Consider the following 19,588-nt stretch of genomic DNA (forward strand, 5'->3'; position numbering starts at 1 on the left):
GAGGTGAGACATGTTTCAATCCTTTGCCGTGACCGCACGTCCGGAACAAGGCCCCCCGCGCTTGGCTGCGCTACGGGCCGAGCTAGCGCAAGCGGGGTTGGATGGGTTCCTGATCCCGCGTGCGGACGCGCATCAAGGCGAATATGTCGCCCCCCGGGACGAGCGTCTGGCGTGGTTGACTGGATTTACCGGATCGGCCGGATTTTGTGTTGCCCTGTCGGACATCGCGGGCGTGTTTGTTGACGGACGCTACCGCACTCAGGTCAAGGCTCAGGTCGCATCCGACTACACCCCGGTGCCTTGGCCCGAAGTCGGCCTAAGTGCGTGGTTGAAGGAACAACTGCCGAACGGGGGAAAAGTTGGCTTTGACCCTTGGCTACACGCCGCCGGGCAGATCTCAGCCGCCCAGAAAGAACTGTCCGGCAGTGGTATCGAACTGGTGCGCAGCGATAACCTCGTCGACCGTGTTTGGAACGACCAACCGGAGCCGCCGTTAAACCCCATCAAGGCTCACCCACTGGAATTCGCCGGAGAAACCGCAGAAAGCAAAATCACGCGTTTGGCCAAGGGCCTGCGCGATGCAGGATGCTCGGCCGCTGTGATTACCCTGCCGGATTCGATCATGTGGCTGCTAAACATTCGCGGCTCGGATATCGGCTACAACCCCGTGGCACATGGTTTCGCGATCCTACATGCCGATGGGCTGGTGGATCTGTTCATGGCCAAGGAGAAACTGGTCATTCCTCTGGGTGACAGTGTGAATATCCACGAACCGAACGCGTTCTTGGACAGCCTCGCTGCGCTTGATGGCAAGGTACAGGTCGATCTGGGCACGTTGCCACAAGCCGTAGCGGATATCTTGTCAGATCGGATGATAGACGGCGGCGATCCATGCGCCCTGCCCAAGGCCTGCAAAAACCCGGCCGAAATCGCTGGCAGCGCCGAGGCGCACTTGCGCGACGCTGTGGCGGTTGTGGAAACCCTGTGCTGGCTAGATGCACACTCCCCTGGCACAGTGACCGAGACCCAAGTCGTTACCCGGCTGGAAGAAAACCGACGCAGGGACAATGCGCTGCAGGACATCTCGTTCGACACGATCGCCGGAACCGGACCGAACGGTGCGATCATGCACTATCGGGTGACAGAAGAAACCGACAGTCTGCTGAAAGACGGGCACATACTGGTTCTGGACAGCGGCGGCCAGTATTTGGATGGTACAACAGACATCACCCGGACCATCGCCATCGGAGAGGTTGGCGAAGTGGAAAAAACCTGCTTCACCCGCGTGTTGAAGGGCATGATTAACATGTCCATGTTGCGCTGGCCCGTTGGTTTGGCAGGGCGCGACATTGAATGCATTGCGCGCGCGCCGCTCTGGGCGGCGGGGCAGGATTTCAATCACGGGGTCGGCCACGGGGTTGGCGCTTATCTAAGCGTTCACGAAGGCCCCCAGCGCCTGTCGCGTGTCAGCTCTGTCCCGCTGCAACCCGGTATGATCCTGTCGAACGAACCGGGCTACTACCGCGAGGACGCTTTCGGAATCCGGATCGAAAATCTCGTGGCTGTGCAAGAAGCCCCCGCCCTGCCCGGTGGTGATGCCGAACGCGCGATGCTGAACTGGCGTACTCTGACCTTTGTCCCGATTGACCAACGATTGATTGTAGTTGAGATGCTTACCACTGACGAGCGCGATTGGCTGAACGCCTATCACCGCGACGTTGCGGAAAAAATCAGGCCTAGGCTGGGCGCAGAGGCGCAGCTGTGGTTGGATGCCGCAACAGGGCCGGTCTGACACCGGACTGTTACAAACACCGGGCAGAGGAGAAGCCCAGAACAAAGGGATGGAATACGTATGACCAAGATCACAATCCGTAAAGCGCCGGGGAAATGGAGCGTCCGTTCCGGCGGCGCTGTCCTTGGTGAAAGCACGAATGCGCTGGAGCTTTTGGAAGGCGATCTTGACCCTGTAATCTACTTCCCTCGGTCAGACATTGCCATGGCGTTTCTGGATCGCACCGAAAAACGCACACATTGCCCGCACAAGGGCGATGCCACGCATTTTTCGATTGTGAACAAATCCTCTGTCACTGAAAACGCAGCGTGGAGCTACGAAGACCCGATCCCATCAGCCCTGGAGATCAAGGGCTACGTTGCCTTTTATAAGATCGATTCGGTCAAGGTCGAACAAATCTAAATCGCCTCTTTCATCGCCTCGACAGTTGCCATGTCATGACGGACACGTCCGAACGCCTGCGCCATTGACGTCAACGTATGCGGAGGGCACCCAATCTCAGGCAGGCAGGATGCGTCGATCACACGGACCTTGCCGTTGAAAGCAGATCGCACGACCTGATCCACGGGATCATTCCGCTGCCCTAGGGTCAACCTGTGATAGTGAAACCCTTGACCGGGGTCAGTGATGCCCAATGCGCTGCGCACGCCGTGAGAGGCGAGCCAGTCGAGAAGATGCTGCAAGTATTCGTCCATATCCGGTTTCGGCGTCTGTATCGCCTCAATCCGGCCCTGCCCCGGCAAATGGCGAAACTGTACTAGCGTTTTGGGTGTCCAGATCCGCACTGGCTGAACAAAATCAATAATGCGTCCTATACGTCGACCACGGAAATGAGGCCCCAGACCGAACCGGGTCGTCAGCATACTCAGCGGGGCTTGGGACACCGTGTAGACCGAGGCAAACAGCTTACAAAGTCCGTCTTGTTTCCACTTGAGTGTTAGCGCGTTGAAATTCCCCCGGTTCGTATAGCTGCGCGGCGACCCAAGTATACGGGCGAGCCTGAGGCAATTGATCGTGTAGGGTGCATGATCACGAAATCTGATTTCGGTAGCCGCCCTTAGGCTACGTGCCAGCAAAGTTGCCGTGCCAAGAACACCGGCAGCCAGAAACACACGGCGAGCCTTAATTCTGGTACCGTCGTCAAGCTCTAACCGAACAAGTTCCTGTTCGGTTTCTATACGCTGTACGCGACCGTTGTGGATTTCGACATCCGGCATTTCACACAGGCGCTTTTCCACCGCATTAGCCATAGCGCGCAATCCAGACCCGGGCTTGTCCTTGGTTCCCGTCAGAAGACGCGGTGCGCTTTTTTCAAATCCGTTTTCCAGTTTCTGCCGACGAACGCCGCCAACCACTTCGAAATCGGATTGGACTGCGTCGCACGCATCGCGGTAAGCCTTCCAGTTTTCAAGGAATCGTCCCTGCCCCCAAGGGTCATCCCTGTCATAGACCTGAAGCTGTTTTCCCCAATAATTGGCCAAACCACCAATTTCTGCGGCAACAAACATCGGTGGGGCATCTCCGGACACGGCCGTTCGTTCGGCCAAATAGGCGGGCTCGCGCCGTTCATAGGCCACCGAAACTATTTTGGCCGGCCCCCCCTCAAAGGGTTGGGACGTCGCACCCGTAACAACAACCAACGATCCGGAAAAACCCTTCATCGCGGTCAGGGCGGCATAACCAGCAGGGCCAGCGCCGATCAATGCGGCATCAAAAACGCGCATGCAACGACCCTTTTCTACACGAAACCGGATTTTGAATCCGCTTTCCGCCCCGGCAATTCATCGGAACACGGGCGTGAACCAAAGGGTACTCTGCGCATCTGAAAGGTTCAAAGCGGAGTATTCGGAACTTCCACAGGCAATAGATGGCCCAAATTCTGCCAAGCGGCCGCAAAAGGGCCAAACACCATGCGCGCGCAGAGGCAGTAGTGTAATTTGATGAACACAAAGCGAGACGCAGTAAAAACATAATAAGTTGCCCCCAAATCTCATGAGCCTTGGTGCAAGTTCGTATATTTGTCGTCTAGTCGTTTGAAATTACGTGTATTCGTAGTGCCAGATACCCGGTTAAGAAGAACGAATACTAATTGAACTCAATAAATTATCCGGGCCAACTTTGCCGATAATAGCTGAAAATTGCTGTTTGAATCAAGAAAACAAGCCATTTCAAGGGGCGTCGAACATGTTCCACAACGGGTTCGGTGCGTTCTTAAGCACGCAAGAAAGCCCAAAGCCCAACTTTGCGGTCATTACTATTACCAAGCAAAAGTCCGTGCAGCTTAAGACGCGCCCGAAGCCTTCATTCACCCGAACATCCGAGGTTATTCAGCCTGCTCGCGCAGAGAAATCAGGATATCCACCAAGGCGTTAATAACCTCTGGGTCGCCCAGCGCCGGGTCAGGCATCGAGGTGTCCTGGGCCACAGATTGCGGATTGTCCAGAAATGCGACCAACTGCTCGCGTGTCCACTCTCCTCCAGCCGACGAAAGCGACTGCGAATAATCAAAATCCGTGAGACCCGCGATCTTTCTGCCGTAGACCTCGCCCAATGACGGGGCGCTTGCGCTTGGAAGTACGCCAAAGCCGTGACATTCGGCGCAGCCGTCCAGCGCGGTTTCGACCGCGCCGGCGGTTCTGTTCGACAAACCAAGATCGCCAATTTTGGCAACGGCGAACTGGTAGCTTGGATCAAACTCGCCGACCGTCAGATGCAGCACTTTCTTCTGATCGGTCCAAAGTGCGATCGTGTCACCATGCTGATGGACATAGCGGATGCGAAAGCCAAGCGGAATGCGCTCGGCGAACAGGATGCCTTCGCCGTTCGTGCGGATGCGGAACAGGCTGTTTCCGGCCAAGGACCCCGCCAGCATGTCACCGTCCCACGCCGGATGGAAATCGTCCACCGGCGCCAATGAGCTTACGGCGACCGAGGGCAACCACGAATAAGCTGGAAGCTGAAATTCTGGGTGGCGTCCATAGTCGAGCGTATCCGGCAAAGGCAACTTATTGTACCGTGTACCCAGCGAAACCTGCGGCCACCCGTAATCTGAGCCCTCACGAATGAGGTTCAGCTCATCCCCTCCGCGACGGCCATGCTCGACCGTCCACAATCGGCCATCGGCATCAAACGCGATCCCCTGCATGTTCGAGTGGCCCTGACTGAAAACGCGGTGCTCACCGGTTGCCGTATCGATGGCAAGTACCTTGCCGTACATCTGGTCAGGATCCTGCGACAGCGCCACCGGCGAATAGGTTCCGTCCATCGCATAGTCGCCAGCGGCCAGATACAATGTCCCATCATCGTCCACACGGAACCGACCACCCGCCATATGGCCCTGAATCGCGCGCCCGTCCGGGTTGGGCGCAAGACAGGGGTCCGTCGCGTACAGAATGGTCCAGTCATCCGGACTGATAGACACCGCATCGACAGAGGTGCCGTTCAGCGGAGCAGTGGACAAGGTCGTGCGATAGCAATTGTCTGCTTCTACCCACTCGGTGAATGAGACAATCAGCTTACCGTCCACGACGTCTACGTCGTTGTAACGAAAATAGAAATGCGCAAAATTGTAATCCGGGTTGGCCTCTTCGAAATCAAGCATGGCCTGCCACCCGTTGGGCGGCGGCGCAATATCAAGCGTCACGGCTTCATCGCCGCTGACTTCGAAAAACCCGCCTTCATGGGTCATGACGATCAGGTCATTTCCCAAACTGGTCAACGCTCCACCGCTGCCCGCACGGTCAACGGGGACGTCCAGTTCTTTCATGTTGAGGGCGGTGAAAATGGTTTCGACTTGCGCAACGCGATCCCCAGACCAGACCGGAGCGGAATGAGTTATCCCAACATGACTTGTGCGCAGTTGGTGCACTTCCCACATCATCAGGCCCAGCGAACCTGCCAATGTCACCGTGATAACGGGGCTTCTCAACAGTCGTTTCGCGATGCTCATTGCCTGACCTCAACCAAGTTTTTTTGTTATCCGCAATTACTGCGGGTGCTGCTCGGGCTCATAGAAACCGGAAATTTCATCAGTATCAACCCGGCTTGCCAATTCCTGCGAATGATTGCGGCCAATAGACTTCAACCACACCCCAAACCGAACAAACTTCACGCATTCCTCACGCGCCTGTTCAATGCAAGTGAACCGATTTGCGGGCAAAATGGCACAAAACACCATCGGAGGATGCCATGTCGATCACCCGCCGCAGTTTCGTCGGAGCACTTGGCGCTGGGTTTGCCCTGCCCACAGCGTTGTGGTCGCAATCCGATCCTGTTTTGCAAGCCGTGCGCTCCACCCTGTATGGCAGCAATTCCGAATTTGCCGAGGGTATGGCCTATCTGGTCGCGCGCGGAAATCCGGATGTCGTCCCTGCCCTGCTGACCGCGATGCGGTACGGGCGGCAGCGAAGTAACGAGATCACCGGCGTGATGCGCGATCTCACGGGCGAGACTATCGGAACCGATTGGTTCGATTGGATGCTCTGGCAAGAGAACAACCCGCAGCTCACCCCGCATCCGTCGCTGATCCCATTCAAGCGCGAAGTGCTATTGGGGATCGACTCAAATTTCGACGATTTTCTGCGCCCTGAATACCTGCAGCCCGAGAAGATGAAAATCCGGCTGGAAGAGATCACTTGGGGTGGGGTTCACAAGGATGGAATCCCTTCACTAGACAATCCGGCACTGGTGCCGGTGTCTCGGGCGGAATACCTGAACGACAGCGATCTGGTTTTCGGCGTCTCGATCAACGGGGACACACGCGCCTATCCGTTGCGGATTATGGGCTGGCACGAAATGTTTAATGAGGTCATCGGCGGCGTACCTGTCGCGTTGGCCTATTGCACGCTGTGCGGCTCGGGAATTCTGTTTGAAACGCAAGTGGCAGGGCGAAGCAAGCCTCTGGTCTTTGGCTCGTCAGGTTTTCTGTACCGTTCGAACAAGCTGATGTTCGACCGCGAGACACACTCGTTATGGAACCAGTACACCGGCAAACCGGTTGTTGGCCCCTTGGTCAGCAGCGGTATTGAGTTGAAGCAGCGACCAGTTGTGATCACCACATGGCAAAGCTGGAAAACCTCGCACCCCGACACCAAGGTTCTGTCCCTCAAAACCGGGCACCGCAGAAACTATGGATCAGGCGTGGTCTATCGCGACTACTTCGCATCACCCGAGTTGATGTTTCCGGCGCTGGTTGATCAATCCAAACATCAGCAAAAAGACTATGTGTTCGCCATCCGTCAATTTGGCGCGGCACGGGCCTGGCCTTTGGACGCGTTCAGTAAGACCCGCGTGATCAATGACGCAATTGATAACAAAGCGCTGGTTCTGGTTGGAAATCCGGACAAGCGCGCAGTCCGGGCCTATGAGCGGAAGTCAAACCAATTCACGGCATCTGACGGCGGTTTGGTTGATCAGGCGGGCAGGAAATGGACAATGACCGAAGAGGCCTTGATCGGCCCTGATGGCACGCAATTGCCACGCGTTGCGGGACATATCTCATACTGGTTTGCGTGGGACAACTATCTGGGGGACGCTGCGACTGTGTATCCCGGTTAAGAATGCTCCTCGGCCGCCGTCGCCGCCAAAGCCCGATTATAGGCTTTGAGCGCGTCAATGTGGTACAGGGCACCAACGGGGTTTTCGCAGCCGTCCTCATCCACCACGACGACCGGAATGCACGGGATGTCCACCCGATCAAAGTAAGGCATTGCGGCCTCTAATGTGGCGCTGGCCTGAACGCACAGGCCTTGTTCTATCAGCTCCTGTGCTTCGTCCTTGGTGATTGACCGTGGATCACCGATGGGGCGCATCACTGATCCGGCGCGTAACATCGCCAACAGGTAAGCCTGCGGGCCAGCGGCCAGGTGAACATCGCGGCGCTCAAGCTGTGTCAGGAAGAACGACCTGTCGACTAGGCGCGAGGCCAGCGCGGTCGACATGGACACCGAAACCATAACGGCCAGACCGATCTGCCAGTCTCCGGTCAATTCAAAGACTATCATCGTGGTCGATATCGGCGCACCCAGCACCGCGGCGGCAACGGCCCCCATTCCCGCAAAAGCATAGAGGGTATGTGTTCCCGATACATCCGGCAGCAACCCGGTTGCGATCAGGCCGAACGCCAACCCGGTCAATGCGCCAATCATCAAAGAAGGCGAGAAAACTCCGCCCCCCATCCGGCCACCCATCGTGATGGCCAACGCAATTGTTTTAACCACGGCAAAGACGATGGCGGCGGTGAGCACCAAATCTCCGGTCAAGGCACGGACCGTGGTTTCGTATCCAACCCCGATGATGTGCGGGAACCAGATCGCCAGAAGCCCCAGCATCGCGCCTGACACGGCTGGCCGCAACCAACGCGGCAGGGACAATCGGGCCTGAATGTGGTTGCCGAAGTCCTCGGCGAAAAAGATTGATCGCATCAGCAGCAGGGAAACAAGGCCGCAAATCAAACCAAGGATCAGAAAGGCGGGTAGCTCGACATAGAATTGCAGCGAGCCGGGCGTTTCCAAAACGAACTCGGTGACGTCGCCATATTCCAACCTGTTGATCACCGTGCCCGCGACCGACGCGATGACGATCGGCGCAAATGCATGCACCGCAAAATGCCGCAAGACGACTTCGAGCGCGAAAAGCGCACCCGCGATCGGAGAATTGAAGCTGGCCGATACCGCAGCCGCCACTGCACATCCCAAGAGGTCGCGCCCGGTAATGCCGTCGGCGTTAATACGGTCGCTGACCCATGTCGAGATGACACCGGCCATATGCACCACCGGTCCTTCGCGGCCTGTCGATCCACCCGTACTTAGTGTAATCAGGGACGCAAACAAAGACGCAATCCCGGCCTTGCGTTCAACCCGGCCATCCGTAAGCGCCGCGCCCTCAATCACGTCGGCGACAGAACGAACGCGCCCGTCATCAGTGAATCTGTGCAGGATGATGCCAACAACCAGACCGCCAATGATCGGCGTGATCAGGATCACGAACCACGGCAGCTTTTCTGCATGACTATGCAGCAGCAGGATATCTTCGGTGTCATAGACATAGGCCTGAAGTGCCCGGATTGCCTTGCGAAATCCCAGCGCCATGAAGCCAGCCGCGATCCCAATGGCCAAAGCAATGAACCAGAATTGAATTTGACTGGGCCCCCGACGCCGCATCACCCGCCACGCATCCTTCATCGCGGCCAGAGCCTGATTGAGCTGGTTGCGCAAAACGGTGCGGGTCGACTGAGTCATGTGCCCTCGGGGGTCAATTCATATGCCTTACTAAGCCACGGTGGGCACATATAAAAGGCGGATCGCGCGGGTGTGAGCAGCTATGCGTCCAACAAGGCACGGGCGGCGGCGCGTGCTTCGTCAGTTATGGTATCGCCGGCAACCATTCGGGCAATTTCGTCCACCCTGTCAGGATCAGCCAGCGGGATCACCGTCGAAAGCGTCTGACCGTCCGTGACATGTTTCTGAACCCGCCAGTGATGCGCGGCTCGGGCGGCAACCTGCGGTGAATGCGTCACCACAAGAACCTGCCCACCATGCGCCAAAGACGCCAGTCGACGGCCAACAGCATCCGCCGTGGCACCGCCAACACCCCGATCAATCTCATCAAAGATCATGGTGTGCGCACTGTCTTCCCCGGTCAAGCACACCTTGAGTGCCAGCAGAAACCGACTGAGCTCCCCGCCGGACGCGATTTTGTTCAGCGGGCCGGACGGGGCGCCGGGATTGGTGGCAACCGTGAAGGCAACCGCGTCAACACCTTCGGGGCCGGGTTCGCCTGGGATCACTTCGGTCCGAAACACCGCACGCTCCATTTTCAACGGCGCCAATTCAGCCATTACGGCTGCGTCCAACTCGGCGGCGGCCTTTTGCCGTGTGGCGCTCAGAGCCGCAGCAGCCGCGTCATAACATTCCTGCGCGGCCGCAACCGCAGCGCGCTGATCGACCAGATCTGCATCCCCTGCTTCCAGCCGGTTCAATCGATCGCGCAAAGTCTCGGCAAAGCCACTCAGATCATCGGGGGCAACGTCGTGTTTTCGGGCCAGCGCGCGAATAGCAAAAAGACGCTCTTCGGTCAGCTCCAATTCGGCTGGGTTGAACTCCAGCGCGTCAAGACAGGCACTGACACCGTCTTGTGCCTCACCCAATTCGATCAAGGCACGGCCCAACGCGGCAATCGGTTCCTCCAACTGCCCACCGGCATTGTCGGATACACCTTCCAACCAACGCACGGCGTCAGACATCGCACCCTCTGCGCCGTCGCCGCCCAGAAGATCAAAAGCGCGGGCAACGTCGTCACGGATACGCTCGGCACCCTGCATCAATCGACGACGGGCATCCAGTTCGGCATCTTCGCCCGGTTGCGGGTCCAACTGGTCAAGTTCGGCTACCGAATGGCGCAGAAACTCTTCTTCGGCGCGCATCGCTGTCAAAGCAGCCTCGGTCTGGGCAAGAGCTTTGCGGGCGCGCGACGTCTCAGACCACGCGGTACGAACGTCGGCAAGCTGCTCATCGGCGCCCGAATAGCTGTCCAGCATGGCCCTGTGACCGCGCGGGTTCAACAATCCGCGATCATCGTGCTGGCCATGCAATTCCACCAGAGTCTCAGACAGCGCTCGCAGCACCTCGCCCGAGCAGCGCCTGTCATTGACCCAGGCTGTCTTGCGCCCTTCGGCTGTGTTTACGCGGCGCAGGATCAACTCCTCTCCGGCAGGCAATCCGGCCTCCGCCAAGATCGTATGGGCTGGATGGTCCGGGGACAGCTCGAATTCGGCCACAACTTCGCCCTGCACAGCGCCCTGACGCACCAGTTCAGCCCGGCCGCGCCACCCCAGAACGAAGCCAAGGGAATCCAGCAGGATCGACTTGCCTGCCCCTGTCTCGCCGGTCAACGCGTTCAAACCCGGCTGGAACGTCAGTTCCAACCGGTCGATGATCAGCATGTCGCGGATATCGAGGGCGCGCAGCATCGGGTCTTAGCGTCCCACGCCTTTGGTCATGGCGATTACAACCACTCACCCTTGATCGTCTGGCGATAGATCTGGCTGAGCCAATTATTTCCTCGGCTCTTCAAGTCCAGCCCACGCGAGGTCAACAGCTTGTAACCCGCGTCGTACCACTCGGACGACTGATAGTTGTATCCCAAAATCGCACCGGCCGACTGCGCTTCGTCCACCAGACCCAGCGACAGATAGGCTTCGATCAAACGATACAGCGCCTCGGCGGTGTGCGACGTGGTTTGAAAATCCTCTACCACGACACGGAACCGGTTGATGGCTGCGGAATAATGATCTTGGCGCAGGTAATAGCGGCCAATCTCCATTTCTTTTCCGGCCAGATGGTCAAAAGCCAGATCGAATTTCAGCACCGCCGACGTTGCGTATTCACTGTCGGGATAAACTTCGATGACCGTGCGCAAGGACTGAAGCGCCTGAAATGTCAGGCCCTGATCACGCCCGACCTCGTCAATCTGATCATAATAGCTCAGCGCAAGCAGGTACTGGGCATAGGCCGCATCTTCATCCGTGGGGTAAAAGTCGATATACCGCTGCGCCGCTGCGCGGCTTTCTTCATAGTTCTTGTCCGAATGGTATGAGAACGCCTGCATGATCAGCGCGCGTTTGGCCCAATCGGAATAAGGATACAGACGTTCGACTTCCGAGAAGTACCACGCCGCATCATCCGAACGATTCTGCGACAGCTCATATTCGCCGCGCGTGAAAATCTGTTCCGGAGTGAACCCTTCCAGGTTCTGATCGCGGTCTGCGCCTTGTCTGCCGCAAGCCGTCAAAACTGCTGCCAGAAGAATCGCCCCTGCGAATCTGACTGCCGCTTTGGTGCCAACCATTCCGCCTATCCTCGTCGTCTTGATTATTGGGGCAAACCCCGGATTTGGCCTTGGTTTAGCACATATAATTGCGGGGCAAAACGCCTTAGTAAGCCCTCTGGCGCAATTGTCGACAGAGTTGATCCAATCAGGCGACTTCGGGGATTTCGTCCCACACAAGGCCTTGCCCCGGCAGACGCGCGGCCTGTTCGGGCGTGCAAAGGATCGGACGAACGGCCCCTGGCGTTTCAAACAGTTTGCGCAGCAAGGTGTTTGTCATCGCATGGCCCGACTTATCGCCTGTGAAATGACCCAGGATCGGCCCTCCGGCCAGATAAAGGTCACCCAGAGCGTCCAGCATCTTGTGACGCACGGCTTCATCAGCGTGGCGAAGTCCGCCGGGGGTCAACACTTCGTCCCCCTGAACAACCACGGCGTTTTCCAATGTTCCACCAAGCGCAAGACCGTTCTCGCGCATTTCTTCGACGTCTGTGCGGCGGCAGAACGTACGGCAATCACTCAGTTCGCGCGCAAAGGATCCGTTACGCATATCCAACGTCTTGGTCTGGCTGCCAATCGCCGCGTCTTCGAAATCTATATGGAAGTCGATGATCAGGCCATCGGCGGGCGCGATTGAGGCGCTTGCCCCTTCGCGGGTCGCTGTTACGGGCTTGAGCACTTCGTAGGCCAGAACCGGGCTCGCCTGCCGACGCACACCTTTGGCCATGATGCCGCGCACGAAGTCGATCGACGATCCGTCCATGATCGGAACTTCGGGGCCGTCAATCTCGATCAGAGCGTTATGAACACCGCACCCGGCCAAAGCTGCCATGATATGCTCGATGGTCGACACCGACACACCCGCGTCATTCACCAGACGGGTGCAAAGCGGGGTGCGTTCAACCACGTCGTAGATCGCCGGGATCAGCGCGTTGCCCAGTTCGATATCCGACCGCTTGAACCAGATGCCGTGACCGGCAGCCGCTGGTTTCAGGACCATCGTCGCTGGTTTGCCGCTGTGCAGCCCGACGCCTGTAAACGTGATCGGAGTTTTGAGCGTATGTTGCAAAGTGAACCTCAGTGAGTGGTGTCCGGCCCATCCCGACCGTGTTGGACATTCAGTTAAGGAACACGGGCAAAAGGCTCAACTCACTCTTTGTAACTGAATGAAACATGTATGTAACAGATCGGCAAAAGACTGCTTACAGCCGTTTAAACTTGCGTTTTTAAAAGAAAAAGGGCCGCCAAACGGCGACCCCCTAAACGTATATTGTTACCGCGATCAGTTCGCTTGACGCCGCAGAAATGCCGGAATTTCGATGCGATCCTGTTCGGGATCGGCCTCATCCTGTGCTGGTGCCGTAGCGTCAGATTGGCGCATAACCGGCTGTTGGCGCGGTGGTTGCGCCGGTGTATCGGCCGCGTGACCGGTCATCCGGTCGATCAAACGGTTGAAGCCAAACCGGGGGCGATCAGCCTCAGTATGGGCCGTCGGCTGAGGTGCGGGCTGCGGTGCCGCCGGGCGCGGCGCTGGGTGGCCACGCTCGGACGCCGGAACGTTCTGAACCGCGGCTTGCAGGCGCTGCAGGGCCTCTGGCGACGGGGTGCCCGCCGCTGGTTGAGGCTGAGGCGCGACATAGTTTTCCGGAGCAGGTTCAACCGGCTCGGGGGTCGGTTCGAACTCAGCGACCTGCGGCTGATAGGCCGGGGGGGGCAGGCCATCATCGTCTTGCTCGGCACGCGGCTGGTACTGTGGTTCCGCCGGTTCCTCGGTCGTTTCAAACAACGAAGGTTCGCGGTTCACTTCGGGCAGCGACTCAGGGGCTGCCTCTTCCGCTGCAACGGGGGTCTCTTCTTGCAGCGGTTCCTCTGCCGAAACTGTGCGTGTCAGTGGGGCTGACATCGAACGGCGGGCAACGGGGACGTCATCGTGCTTTTCACTGGCGTCAATACCGGTTGCGACAACCGAAACGCGCATGCCGCCTTCCATCGCGGTATCCAGGGTCGAACCAACGATGATGTTCGCCTCGGGATCGACTTCTTCGCGGATGCGGTTGGCGGCTTCGTCCAGCTCGAACAGGGTCAGGTCGTGCGAACCGGTAATGTTGATCAGCACGCCCTTGGCACCCTTGAGGCTGATTTCGTCCAGCAGCGGGTTGGCGATTGCTTTCTCGGCCGCCTGAACTGCGCGATCTTCGCCAGTGGCCTCGCCCGTGCCCATCATCGCCTTGCCCATCTCGTCCATCACGGCGCGCACATCGGCAAAGTCGAGGTTGATCAGACCGGGACGGACCATCAGATCGGTCACGCCTTTGACGCCCTGATACAGAACATCATCGGCCATCGAGAACGCTTCGGTGAAGGTGGTCTTTTCGTTAGCCAGTCGGAACAGGTTCTGGTTCGGAATGATGATCAGCGTGTCGACGACCTTTTGCAATGCCTCAACACCGTCTTCGGCCTGACGCATCCGCTTGGCCCCTTCGAACTGGAAGGGCTTGGTGACAACACCAACTGTCAGAACGCCCAACTCACGCGCAGCCTGAGCGATGATCGGAGCAGCGCCCGTACCGGTCCCACCGCCCATGCCGGCGGTGATGAAACACATATGCGCGCCCGCCAGATGATCGACGATCTGTTCGATGCTTTCTTCTGCAGCCGCAGCCCCAACCGTCGGTCGCGCACCAGCGCCCAGACCCTCGGTCACTTTGACGCCCAATTGCACCCGCGCCGAGGAATGGCTTTGCTGAAGTGCCTGTGCGTCAGTGTTGGCGACCACGAAATCCACGCCATCCAACTGTTTTTCAATCATGTTATTGACAGCGTTACCGCCCGCGCCACCAACGCCAAATACAGTAATCCGAGGCTTCAGTTCGTCGTGCCCGGGCATCGAAAGATTCAATGTCATGCTCTGTCCGCCTGTTTATATGATCCGCCAAAGCGGTGTTTTTCTTACCTATCCTTCAACAATCCTACCGACCGAAACGCCAAACGTCACGCCAAAAATCGCCAGAATCCACAAAATATGGAGGAAATAAGGCGGATCACCGCCGTATTTTGCATTGATTGTCAGATGTTGCGGATTGAACTCAAAGCACCACGAAAAATGCGACCGGCACACCGCAATTGATGGGCGCGTCACCTGAAAAATCATCATCTTCTGTATGCGGAAAACTGCTCAGTTCCTGCCGCGGGACCTCTGACGGGCCTTGTGGATATTTTGCGGGATTTCAGCGGCGTCCGCAACACATTTCTTTAGCCAATTGGGGCACTTGGACAGTTCAGGCCGTCTTCGGAAACATCACGAACTTCTTGGATTTCAGTATAGGCGAATGTTGCCAGACGAACCATCAGCCGATCCTCATGCACAAAGGGCCACCAGCAAACCGGAATGCCGTCGACGTCATCATCATAGAGAAAGCAGATCTGCCCGTCAGGAGTTGTAATCTGGCCATAGACACAACCCCTGCCCTCCATTCGCCAAACGGAGAGAGTCGGACTGAGGAATTCTTCGGTCCCCACCAGATCGCCGCTCGGGTAGTCGTGGAACTTGACGGTTTTGCCCTCGACCGCACTTAGAAACGCCTCGGGCGAGATGCGTGTCTGAGCTGATGGGGCAGTGGGAATCGCAGCGACAAGCGCCGCGACCAGAACCCTACCAATTGTCACGGAACCAGCGCACCGCGCGCTTGAAAGGGCGCGCCGCATAGGTATCGACCGGGATTTCAAAGTCCCACCATTCATCCTGCGGATGCGCCGCGAACAGGCTAAGGCCGACCGCCGAGGAAAATCCAGGCCCGGTTGCCGATTGCGGCAACCCATGAACGCGAAGGGGGCGCCCCAAGCGGACGCGCTGACCCAGGATACGGGTCGCAAGCCCATCCAGGCCCATGATCTGACTTCCACCGCCCGTTAGCACAATCTGCTGACTGGGCATGTGTTCGAACCCCGCAGCATCCAGACGAATGCGGACTTCTTCGAGGATTTCTTCCACACGGGGACGCATGATCCCGATCAATTCGGCCCGGCTTACGGTCCGGCGATCGTGTTCCCAGTCGCCAGTATCGCCACCGATGTCGATCAGGTCCCGGTCATCTGCGCCGGTCGCATGAACCCCACCATTGAATGTTTTGATACGTTCAGCCACATGGGCCGGAACACCCAGCCCCATCGAGATATCCGAGGTCACGTGATCACCGCCCATGCGCACGCAATCGGCGTAGATCATGTGTTTCTTCATGAAGATCGACACGCTGGTCGTGCCACCACCCATGTCAATACAGGCCGCGCCCAGCTCCTGCTCGTCCTCGACCAAGGCCGAAACACCCGACACATAGGCCGAATTCGCGATTCCAGCGAGCTCCAGATCGCAACGCTTGATACAGCGCACGATGTTCTGGATCGCAACGGCGTCAACCGTGAGCATGTGCATGTCAACGGCCAGCGATTGCCCCATCTGACCGCGTGGGTCGATCAGACCAGAGCGGTTATCCAAAGCAAAGTTCACCGGCTGCGCATGCAGCACTTCGCGCCCCGCACCGTAATCCGGAACGTCGCAAGCATTCAGAACGCGACCGACCTCGGCCTCGGTCACGACCTGCCCTTCCAGATCGACCTGAGCGTCCAAACCGTAAGATCGGGGATTGGCCCCCGAGAAACACGCGATCACGTGATCCACGCGGATATCGGCCATCTTCTGCGCTGTTTGCAGCGCCGTCCGAATGGCGCGCTCAGTCTCCTGCATGGCCGTAACTTCGCCGAACTGCACGCCACGGGACCGGGTCGTTGCAGCACCGATCACGCGAAAGCCGGACTGACCGGCGAGCGATCCGATCCCGCTGTCTTCGTTCAGGCGACTGGCACCATCAAACCGAAGCACAAGGCAGGCAATCTTTGAGCTGCCGACATCCAGAATGGCAACCACCCCGCGCTGCATCGCCTGTCTGCGCATTTGCCGCATGGCCCGTTGAGACTGATAAAGGTCGGTCATCATAATCGTTACTGCCCGCTACTTACATCTACTTTTGTATTCCACCAGTCTTCGCTGGCAGCTTTGGTCATTCGGATGGTTGGTCGCTGACCCAGACGCATGTCGACCACGGCCACGTCGCGTTCCAGCAGATCCTGAACTTCGTTTACGGCCAGTACGCGCTCCAACGCCCGGACGGGGCGTTCGGTTGGCAGCATGATGCGCTGACCCCGATCCAGCACCAGATCCCAGCGGCGTTCGCCTATACGCACAAGCCCGCGCACCCGGTTGCCAAGGCTGCGCGCCGTCGCCAACAGTTCCAACGCTTGCTGCACATGGGCATCGGCACCCTTGCCCGCGATCAAAGGCAGGCCGGAATGGTCCTTGCGCGAGACAATTCGTTCGACATGCGCGCCAGTGTCATCCAGCAGTTCGATACCGCCACGGGTTCGCCAGACGACAACAGGCTGTCGCTCGACAACGTCCACCTGAAGGATTCCACCTGGGCGCACGCGCACAGTCGCTGATTTGACAGGGTCCAACCCCGTGATCGTGTCGCGGATCTGATCGGCATCCAGATCCCAAGAACTGATCGGGAAATCCAACGGCACCACCGCACGGATATCATCCGCCAGACCGGGGCCTGCCCCATCGATCGCCAACAGGTTGACCATGAATTCGGGGCGTTGCTGGATAGAAGTCTTGATATCGTTGGCATAAGCCACCAACGCGTCGCGCCGCTCTGCCGCGCTGAAATAGAGGCCAACAGCCGCGCAGATCGCAAAAATCGGCAGTCCAACCTTCAGGCCACGCCGCACACCCGGTGTCAGCATCCAGCGCTGCATCCGGTAGCTGAGGCGCGAGGGCGCAGGGTCAAAGCGACGGGACTTGCGGCCAAACAGCTTTGCGCCTTGCAAACGCAGTTTCGGCTCAACATCGTGATGTTCGCCCGACGCGAAATCCGCATCCGGCCCTGACAACGGTTTTGATCGGTGTATGACAGGTGCGCGGGTGGCTCTTAACGGTCGCATGAAGCATCCTCCACCATCCAGGCGCATAGCTGTCCGAACGTCATACCGCAATGTTCTGCCTGCTCGGGCACCAAAGACGTTGGCGTCATGCCCGGTTGCGTGTTGGTCTCAAGCAGGAACAACCCGTCCGCGCCCATACTGTCATCCCAGCGATAGTCGGTACGGCTTACGCCCTTGCAGCCCAAAGCGTTGTGGGCCTTCACCGCGTAATCCATACAAAGTTGGAAGATGTCCCGCGGAATATTAGCAGGCAGTACGTGCCACGATCCGCCCGGCTTGTACTTGGCGTCATAGTCGTACCAGCCGCCATCCGTCATGATTTCGGTCACGGTAAGGGCGCGATCCCCCACTACCGTCACCGTCAATTCACGCCCGGCCACGTATTTCTCGACCATGACATGCTCGGGCATATCATCCGACAGTTGCGGCGGTCCGTTGGACCCTTCGTGAACGATGTAGATCCCTACGCTGGACCCTTCGTTATTGGGCTTGGCCACGTAGGGTGGCTCCATCACGTGAACTTCGACAACCTCGACCTTGGGCACGATCACGCTGGGTACGATAGGCAGACCCTCGGTCTGGTAAATTTCCTTGCTGCGCTGTTTGTCCATCGCCAAAGCCGAGGCCAGCACGCCGGAATGCGTATAGGGTATCCGAATCCATTCCAGCAGACCCTGCACGCAGCCATCCTCACCCCAGCGGCCATGCAGGGCGTTGAAAACAACATCTGGCTTGATGTCCAAAAAGCGCGCGTAAAGGTCGGGACCCGCGTCCAGCTCGACCACTTCAAAGCCTTCTCCCCTGAGGGCGGCTGCGCATTCGCGCCCGCTGCTGAGTGACACCTCGCGTTCTGCCGAGGGGCCACCCATCAATACCGCCACCTTGGGGTGTGTCCTGCTCGACTTACCCACTTAGCGCCTCAATGTCCCCGGACCTTATCTGGTGGTCCGTATACGTTTATACCCTTGATCCGTCGCCTGAATTTGCCTGTTTTGGTCTGACGGTTGGGGTCTTAATCTGTCTGCGGATCACCGACCCGCATGATTTCCCACTCTAGCGTGATGCCGCTTGTTTCGTAAACCTTTTTTCGCACCTCTTCACCGAGACCTTCGAGGTCGGCGGCGGTTGCGGTGCCAGTATTGATCATGAAATTCGAATGCTTGGAGCTCATCTGCGCGCCGCCTCTGGTCGCACCGCGCATTCCCGCATCGTCAATCACCTTCCACGCCTTCAGATCATGCACATCATCGGCTTGGCCAGTCGAGGAATAACCCGCCGGATTGCGAAAAGTGGACCCCGCGCTGCGGTCCTTGGTGGGCTGGGTTTCGTCACGTTTCTTCAGTTGCGCGGTCATGCGATCATGCAAAACCTGCGGATCAGCAGAAGGCCCCTCAAACGTCGCCGAGATCAGCACCGCGCCTTCGGGCAGGTCCGACTGGCGATAGCTGAAGTTCAGCTCGTCAGGGGTCAGGTCCACAACGTCGCCCTTACGGGTCACGATGGTCGCTTTGCGCAGGACATCCGCCGTGTAACTGCCATAACACCCCGCGTTCATGCGCACGGCACCACCGATGGACCCGGGAATGGTGCGCAAGAACGTCAGATCAACCCCCGCATCCGCCGCTTTGCGCGCCACATGCGCATCCAGCGCAGCAGCCCCTGCCGTTACGCGGTTGCCTTCGACGGAAATGCCATTGAAACCCCGCCCCAAACGGATCACAACCGCCCTCAGCCCCCCGTCGCGCACAATGAGGTTAGAGCCGACACCCATCGGAAAAACCGCCATTTCGCCGGGAAGCCGCCGCATGAATTCCCGCAGGTCCTCCAAATCGGCTGGCTGAAACAGATAATCCGCCGGCCCACCAACGCGCAGCCAAGTGAGATCGTTCAAAGGTCGGTTTTCAGAGAGTTTGCCGCGTGGCGTGGGAAGAGCTGTCATGCCTGCTAATTCGCGGATTTGCCCCCGCAACGCAA

The 19,588-nt window shown here is 58.2% G+C and carries 15 protein-coding genes; 3 read left to right on the plus strand and 12 right to left on the minus strand.

Annotated features, from left to right (window positions below):
- Positions 1-10 precede the first annotated feature (10 nt).
- Positions 11-1,792, plus strand: a complete 1,782-nt coding sequence (locus RUESEDTHA_RS02180; RefSeq protein ID WP_180883960.1) for an aminopeptidase P family protein — start codon at positions 11-13, stop codon at positions 1,790-1,792.
- A gap of 60 nt (positions 1,793-1,852) precedes the next feature.
- Complete coding sequence (locus RUESEDTHA_RS02185) at positions 1,853-2,194, plus strand: DUF427 domain-containing protein (RefSeq protein WP_180883962.1); 342 nt, start codon at positions 1,853-1,855, stop codon at positions 2,192-2,194.
- Here the strand turns inward: RUESEDTHA_RS02185 and RUESEDTHA_RS02190 are convergent.
- Entirely contained in the window at positions 2,191-3,516 is a 1,326-nt protein-coding gene (locus tag RUESEDTHA_RS02190; protein ID WP_180883964.1) for a hypothetical protein, read from the minus strand. The genes RUESEDTHA_RS02185 and RUESEDTHA_RS02190 overlap by 4 nt on opposite strands.
- A gap of 599 nt (positions 3,517-4,115) precedes the next feature.
- Positions 4,116-5,741: a PQQ-dependent sugar dehydrogenase gene (locus tag RUESEDTHA_RS02195; protein ID WP_180883966.1), complete on the minus strand. Its 1,626-nt coding sequence runs from the start codon at positions 5,739-5,741 to the stop codon at positions 4,116-4,118.
- 239 nt (positions 5,742-5,980) lie between these two features.
- Between RUESEDTHA_RS02195 and RUESEDTHA_RS02200 the strand changes: the two genes are divergently transcribed.
- Positions 5,981-7,348 (plus strand): DUF3179 domain-containing protein, encoded by a 1,368-nt coding sequence (locus tag RUESEDTHA_RS02200; RefSeq protein ID WP_180883968.1) that lies wholly within the window; start codon positions 5,981-5,983, stop codon positions 7,346-7,348.
- Here the strand turns inward: RUESEDTHA_RS02200 and RUESEDTHA_RS02205 are convergent.
- The 10 genes from RUESEDTHA_RS02205 to murB form a co-directional block, all read right to left on the minus strand.
- Entirely contained in the window at positions 7,345-9,030 is a 1,686-nt protein-coding gene (locus RUESEDTHA_RS02205; protein ID WP_180883970.1) for a chloride channel protein, read from the minus strand. The genes RUESEDTHA_RS02200 and RUESEDTHA_RS02205 overlap by 4 nt on opposite strands.
- 80 nt (positions 9,031-9,110) lie before the next feature.
- A complete protein-coding gene (recN, locus tag RUESEDTHA_RS02210; RefSeq protein WP_180883972.1) occupies positions 9,111-10,760 on the minus strand; it encodes a DNA repair protein RecN in 1,650 nt (549 codons plus the stop codon).
- Between the two features lie 35 nt (positions 10,761-10,795).
- Entirely contained in the window at positions 10,796-11,638 is an 843-nt protein-coding gene (locus tag RUESEDTHA_RS02215; RefSeq protein ID WP_171122526.1) for an outer membrane protein assembly factor BamD, read from the minus strand.
- 127 nt (positions 11,639-11,765) lie between these two features.
- Positions 11,766-12,686, minus strand: coding sequence for a UDP-3-O-acyl-N-acetylglucosamine deacetylase (gene lpxC / locus RUESEDTHA_RS02220; protein WP_180883974.1), 921 nt, complete (start codon positions 12,684-12,686; stop codon positions 11,766-11,768).
- A gap of 213 nt (positions 12,687-12,899) precedes the next feature.
- Entirely contained in the window at positions 12,900-14,522 is a 1,623-nt protein-coding gene (gene ftsZ / locus RUESEDTHA_RS02225) for a cell division protein FtsZ (RefSeq protein WP_180883976.1), read from the minus strand.
- A gap of 347 nt (positions 14,523-14,869) precedes the next feature.
- Positions 14,870-15,283: a hypothetical protein gene (locus RUESEDTHA_RS02230; protein ID WP_180883978.1), complete on the minus strand. Its 414-nt coding sequence runs from the start codon at positions 15,281-15,283 to the stop codon at positions 14,870-14,872.
- Positions 15,270-16,604, minus strand: coding sequence for a cell division protein FtsA (gene ftsA / locus RUESEDTHA_RS02235; protein WP_180884586.1), 1,335 nt, complete (start codon positions 16,602-16,604; stop codon positions 15,270-15,272). Before ftsA ends, RUESEDTHA_RS02230 begins: the two co-directional genes overlap by 14 nt.
- Positions 16,605-16,612: 8 nt before the next feature.
- Positions 16,613-17,614: a cell division protein FtsQ/DivIB gene (locus RUESEDTHA_RS02240; protein WP_180883980.1), complete on the minus strand. Its 1,002-nt coding sequence runs from the start codon at positions 17,612-17,614 to the stop codon at positions 16,613-16,615.
- Positions 17,602-18,525, minus strand: coding sequence for a D-alanine--D-alanine ligase (locus tag RUESEDTHA_RS02245; RefSeq protein ID WP_180883982.1), 924 nt, complete (start codon positions 18,523-18,525; stop codon positions 17,602-17,604). The genes RUESEDTHA_RS02240 and RUESEDTHA_RS02245 overlap by 13 nt, the downstream gene beginning before the upstream one ends.
- Before the next feature lie 101 nt (positions 18,526-18,626).
- Positions 18,627-19,553, minus strand: coding sequence for a UDP-N-acetylmuramate dehydrogenase (gene murB / locus RUESEDTHA_RS02250; RefSeq protein ID WP_180883984.1), 927 nt, complete (start codon positions 19,551-19,553; stop codon positions 18,627-18,629).
- Positions 19,554-19,588: the final 35 nt, after the last annotated feature.

This window comes from Ruegeria sp. THAF57 (genome assembly GCF_903914075.1).
Taxonomy (GTDB): domain Bacteria; phylum Pseudomonadota; class Alphaproteobacteria; order Rhodobacterales; family Rhodobacteraceae; genus Ruegeria.

Bases quoted from the DNA above. Each gene is read 5' to 3' on its own strand.
- RUESEDTHA_RS02195 (WP_180883966.1), bottom strand. From the start codon at position 5,741: ATGAGCATCGCGAAACGACTGTTGAGAAGCCCCGTTATCACGGTGACA.
- ftsZ (WP_180883976.1), bottom strand. From the start codon at position 14,522: ATGACATTGAATCTTTCGATGCCCGGGCACGACGAACTGAAGCCTCGG.
- RUESEDTHA_RS02180 (WP_180883960.1), top strand. From the start codon at position 11: ATGTTTCAATCCTTTGCCGTGACCGCACGTCCGGAACAAGGCCCCCCG.
- RUESEDTHA_RS02185 (WP_180883962.1), top strand. From the start codon at position 1,853: ATGACCAAGATCACAATCCGTAAAGCGCCGGGGAAATGGAGCGTCCGT.
- RUESEDTHA_RS02215 (WP_171122526.1), bottom strand. From the start codon at position 11,638: ATGGTTGGCACCAAAGCGGCAGTCAGATTCGCAGGGGCGATTCTTCTG.
- RUESEDTHA_RS02200 (WP_180883968.1), top strand. From the start codon at position 5,981: ATGTCGATCACCCGCCGCAGTTTCGTCGGAGCACTTGGCGCTGGGTTT.
- murB (WP_180883984.1), bottom strand. From the start codon at position 19,553: ATGACAGCTCTTCCCACGCCACGCGGCAAACTCTCTGAAAACCGACCT.
- ftsA (WP_180884586.1), bottom strand. From the start codon at position 16,604: ATGACCGACCTTTATCAGTCTCAACGGGCCATGCGGCAAATGCGCAGA.
- RUESEDTHA_RS02240 (WP_180883980.1), bottom strand. From the start codon at position 17,614: ATGCGACCGTTAAGAGCCACCCGCGCACCTGTCATACACCGATCAAAA.
- RUESEDTHA_RS02205 (WP_180883970.1), bottom strand. From the start codon at position 9,030: ATGACTCAGTCGACCCGCACCGTTTTGCGCAACCAGCTCAATCAGGCT.
- recN (WP_180883972.1), bottom strand. From the start codon at position 10,760: ATGCTGCGCGCCCTCGATATCCGCGACATGCTGATCATCGACCGGTTG.
- RUESEDTHA_RS02190 (WP_180883964.1), bottom strand. From the start codon at position 3,516: ATGCGCGTTTTTGATGCCGCATTGATCGGCGCTGGCCCTGCTGGTTAT.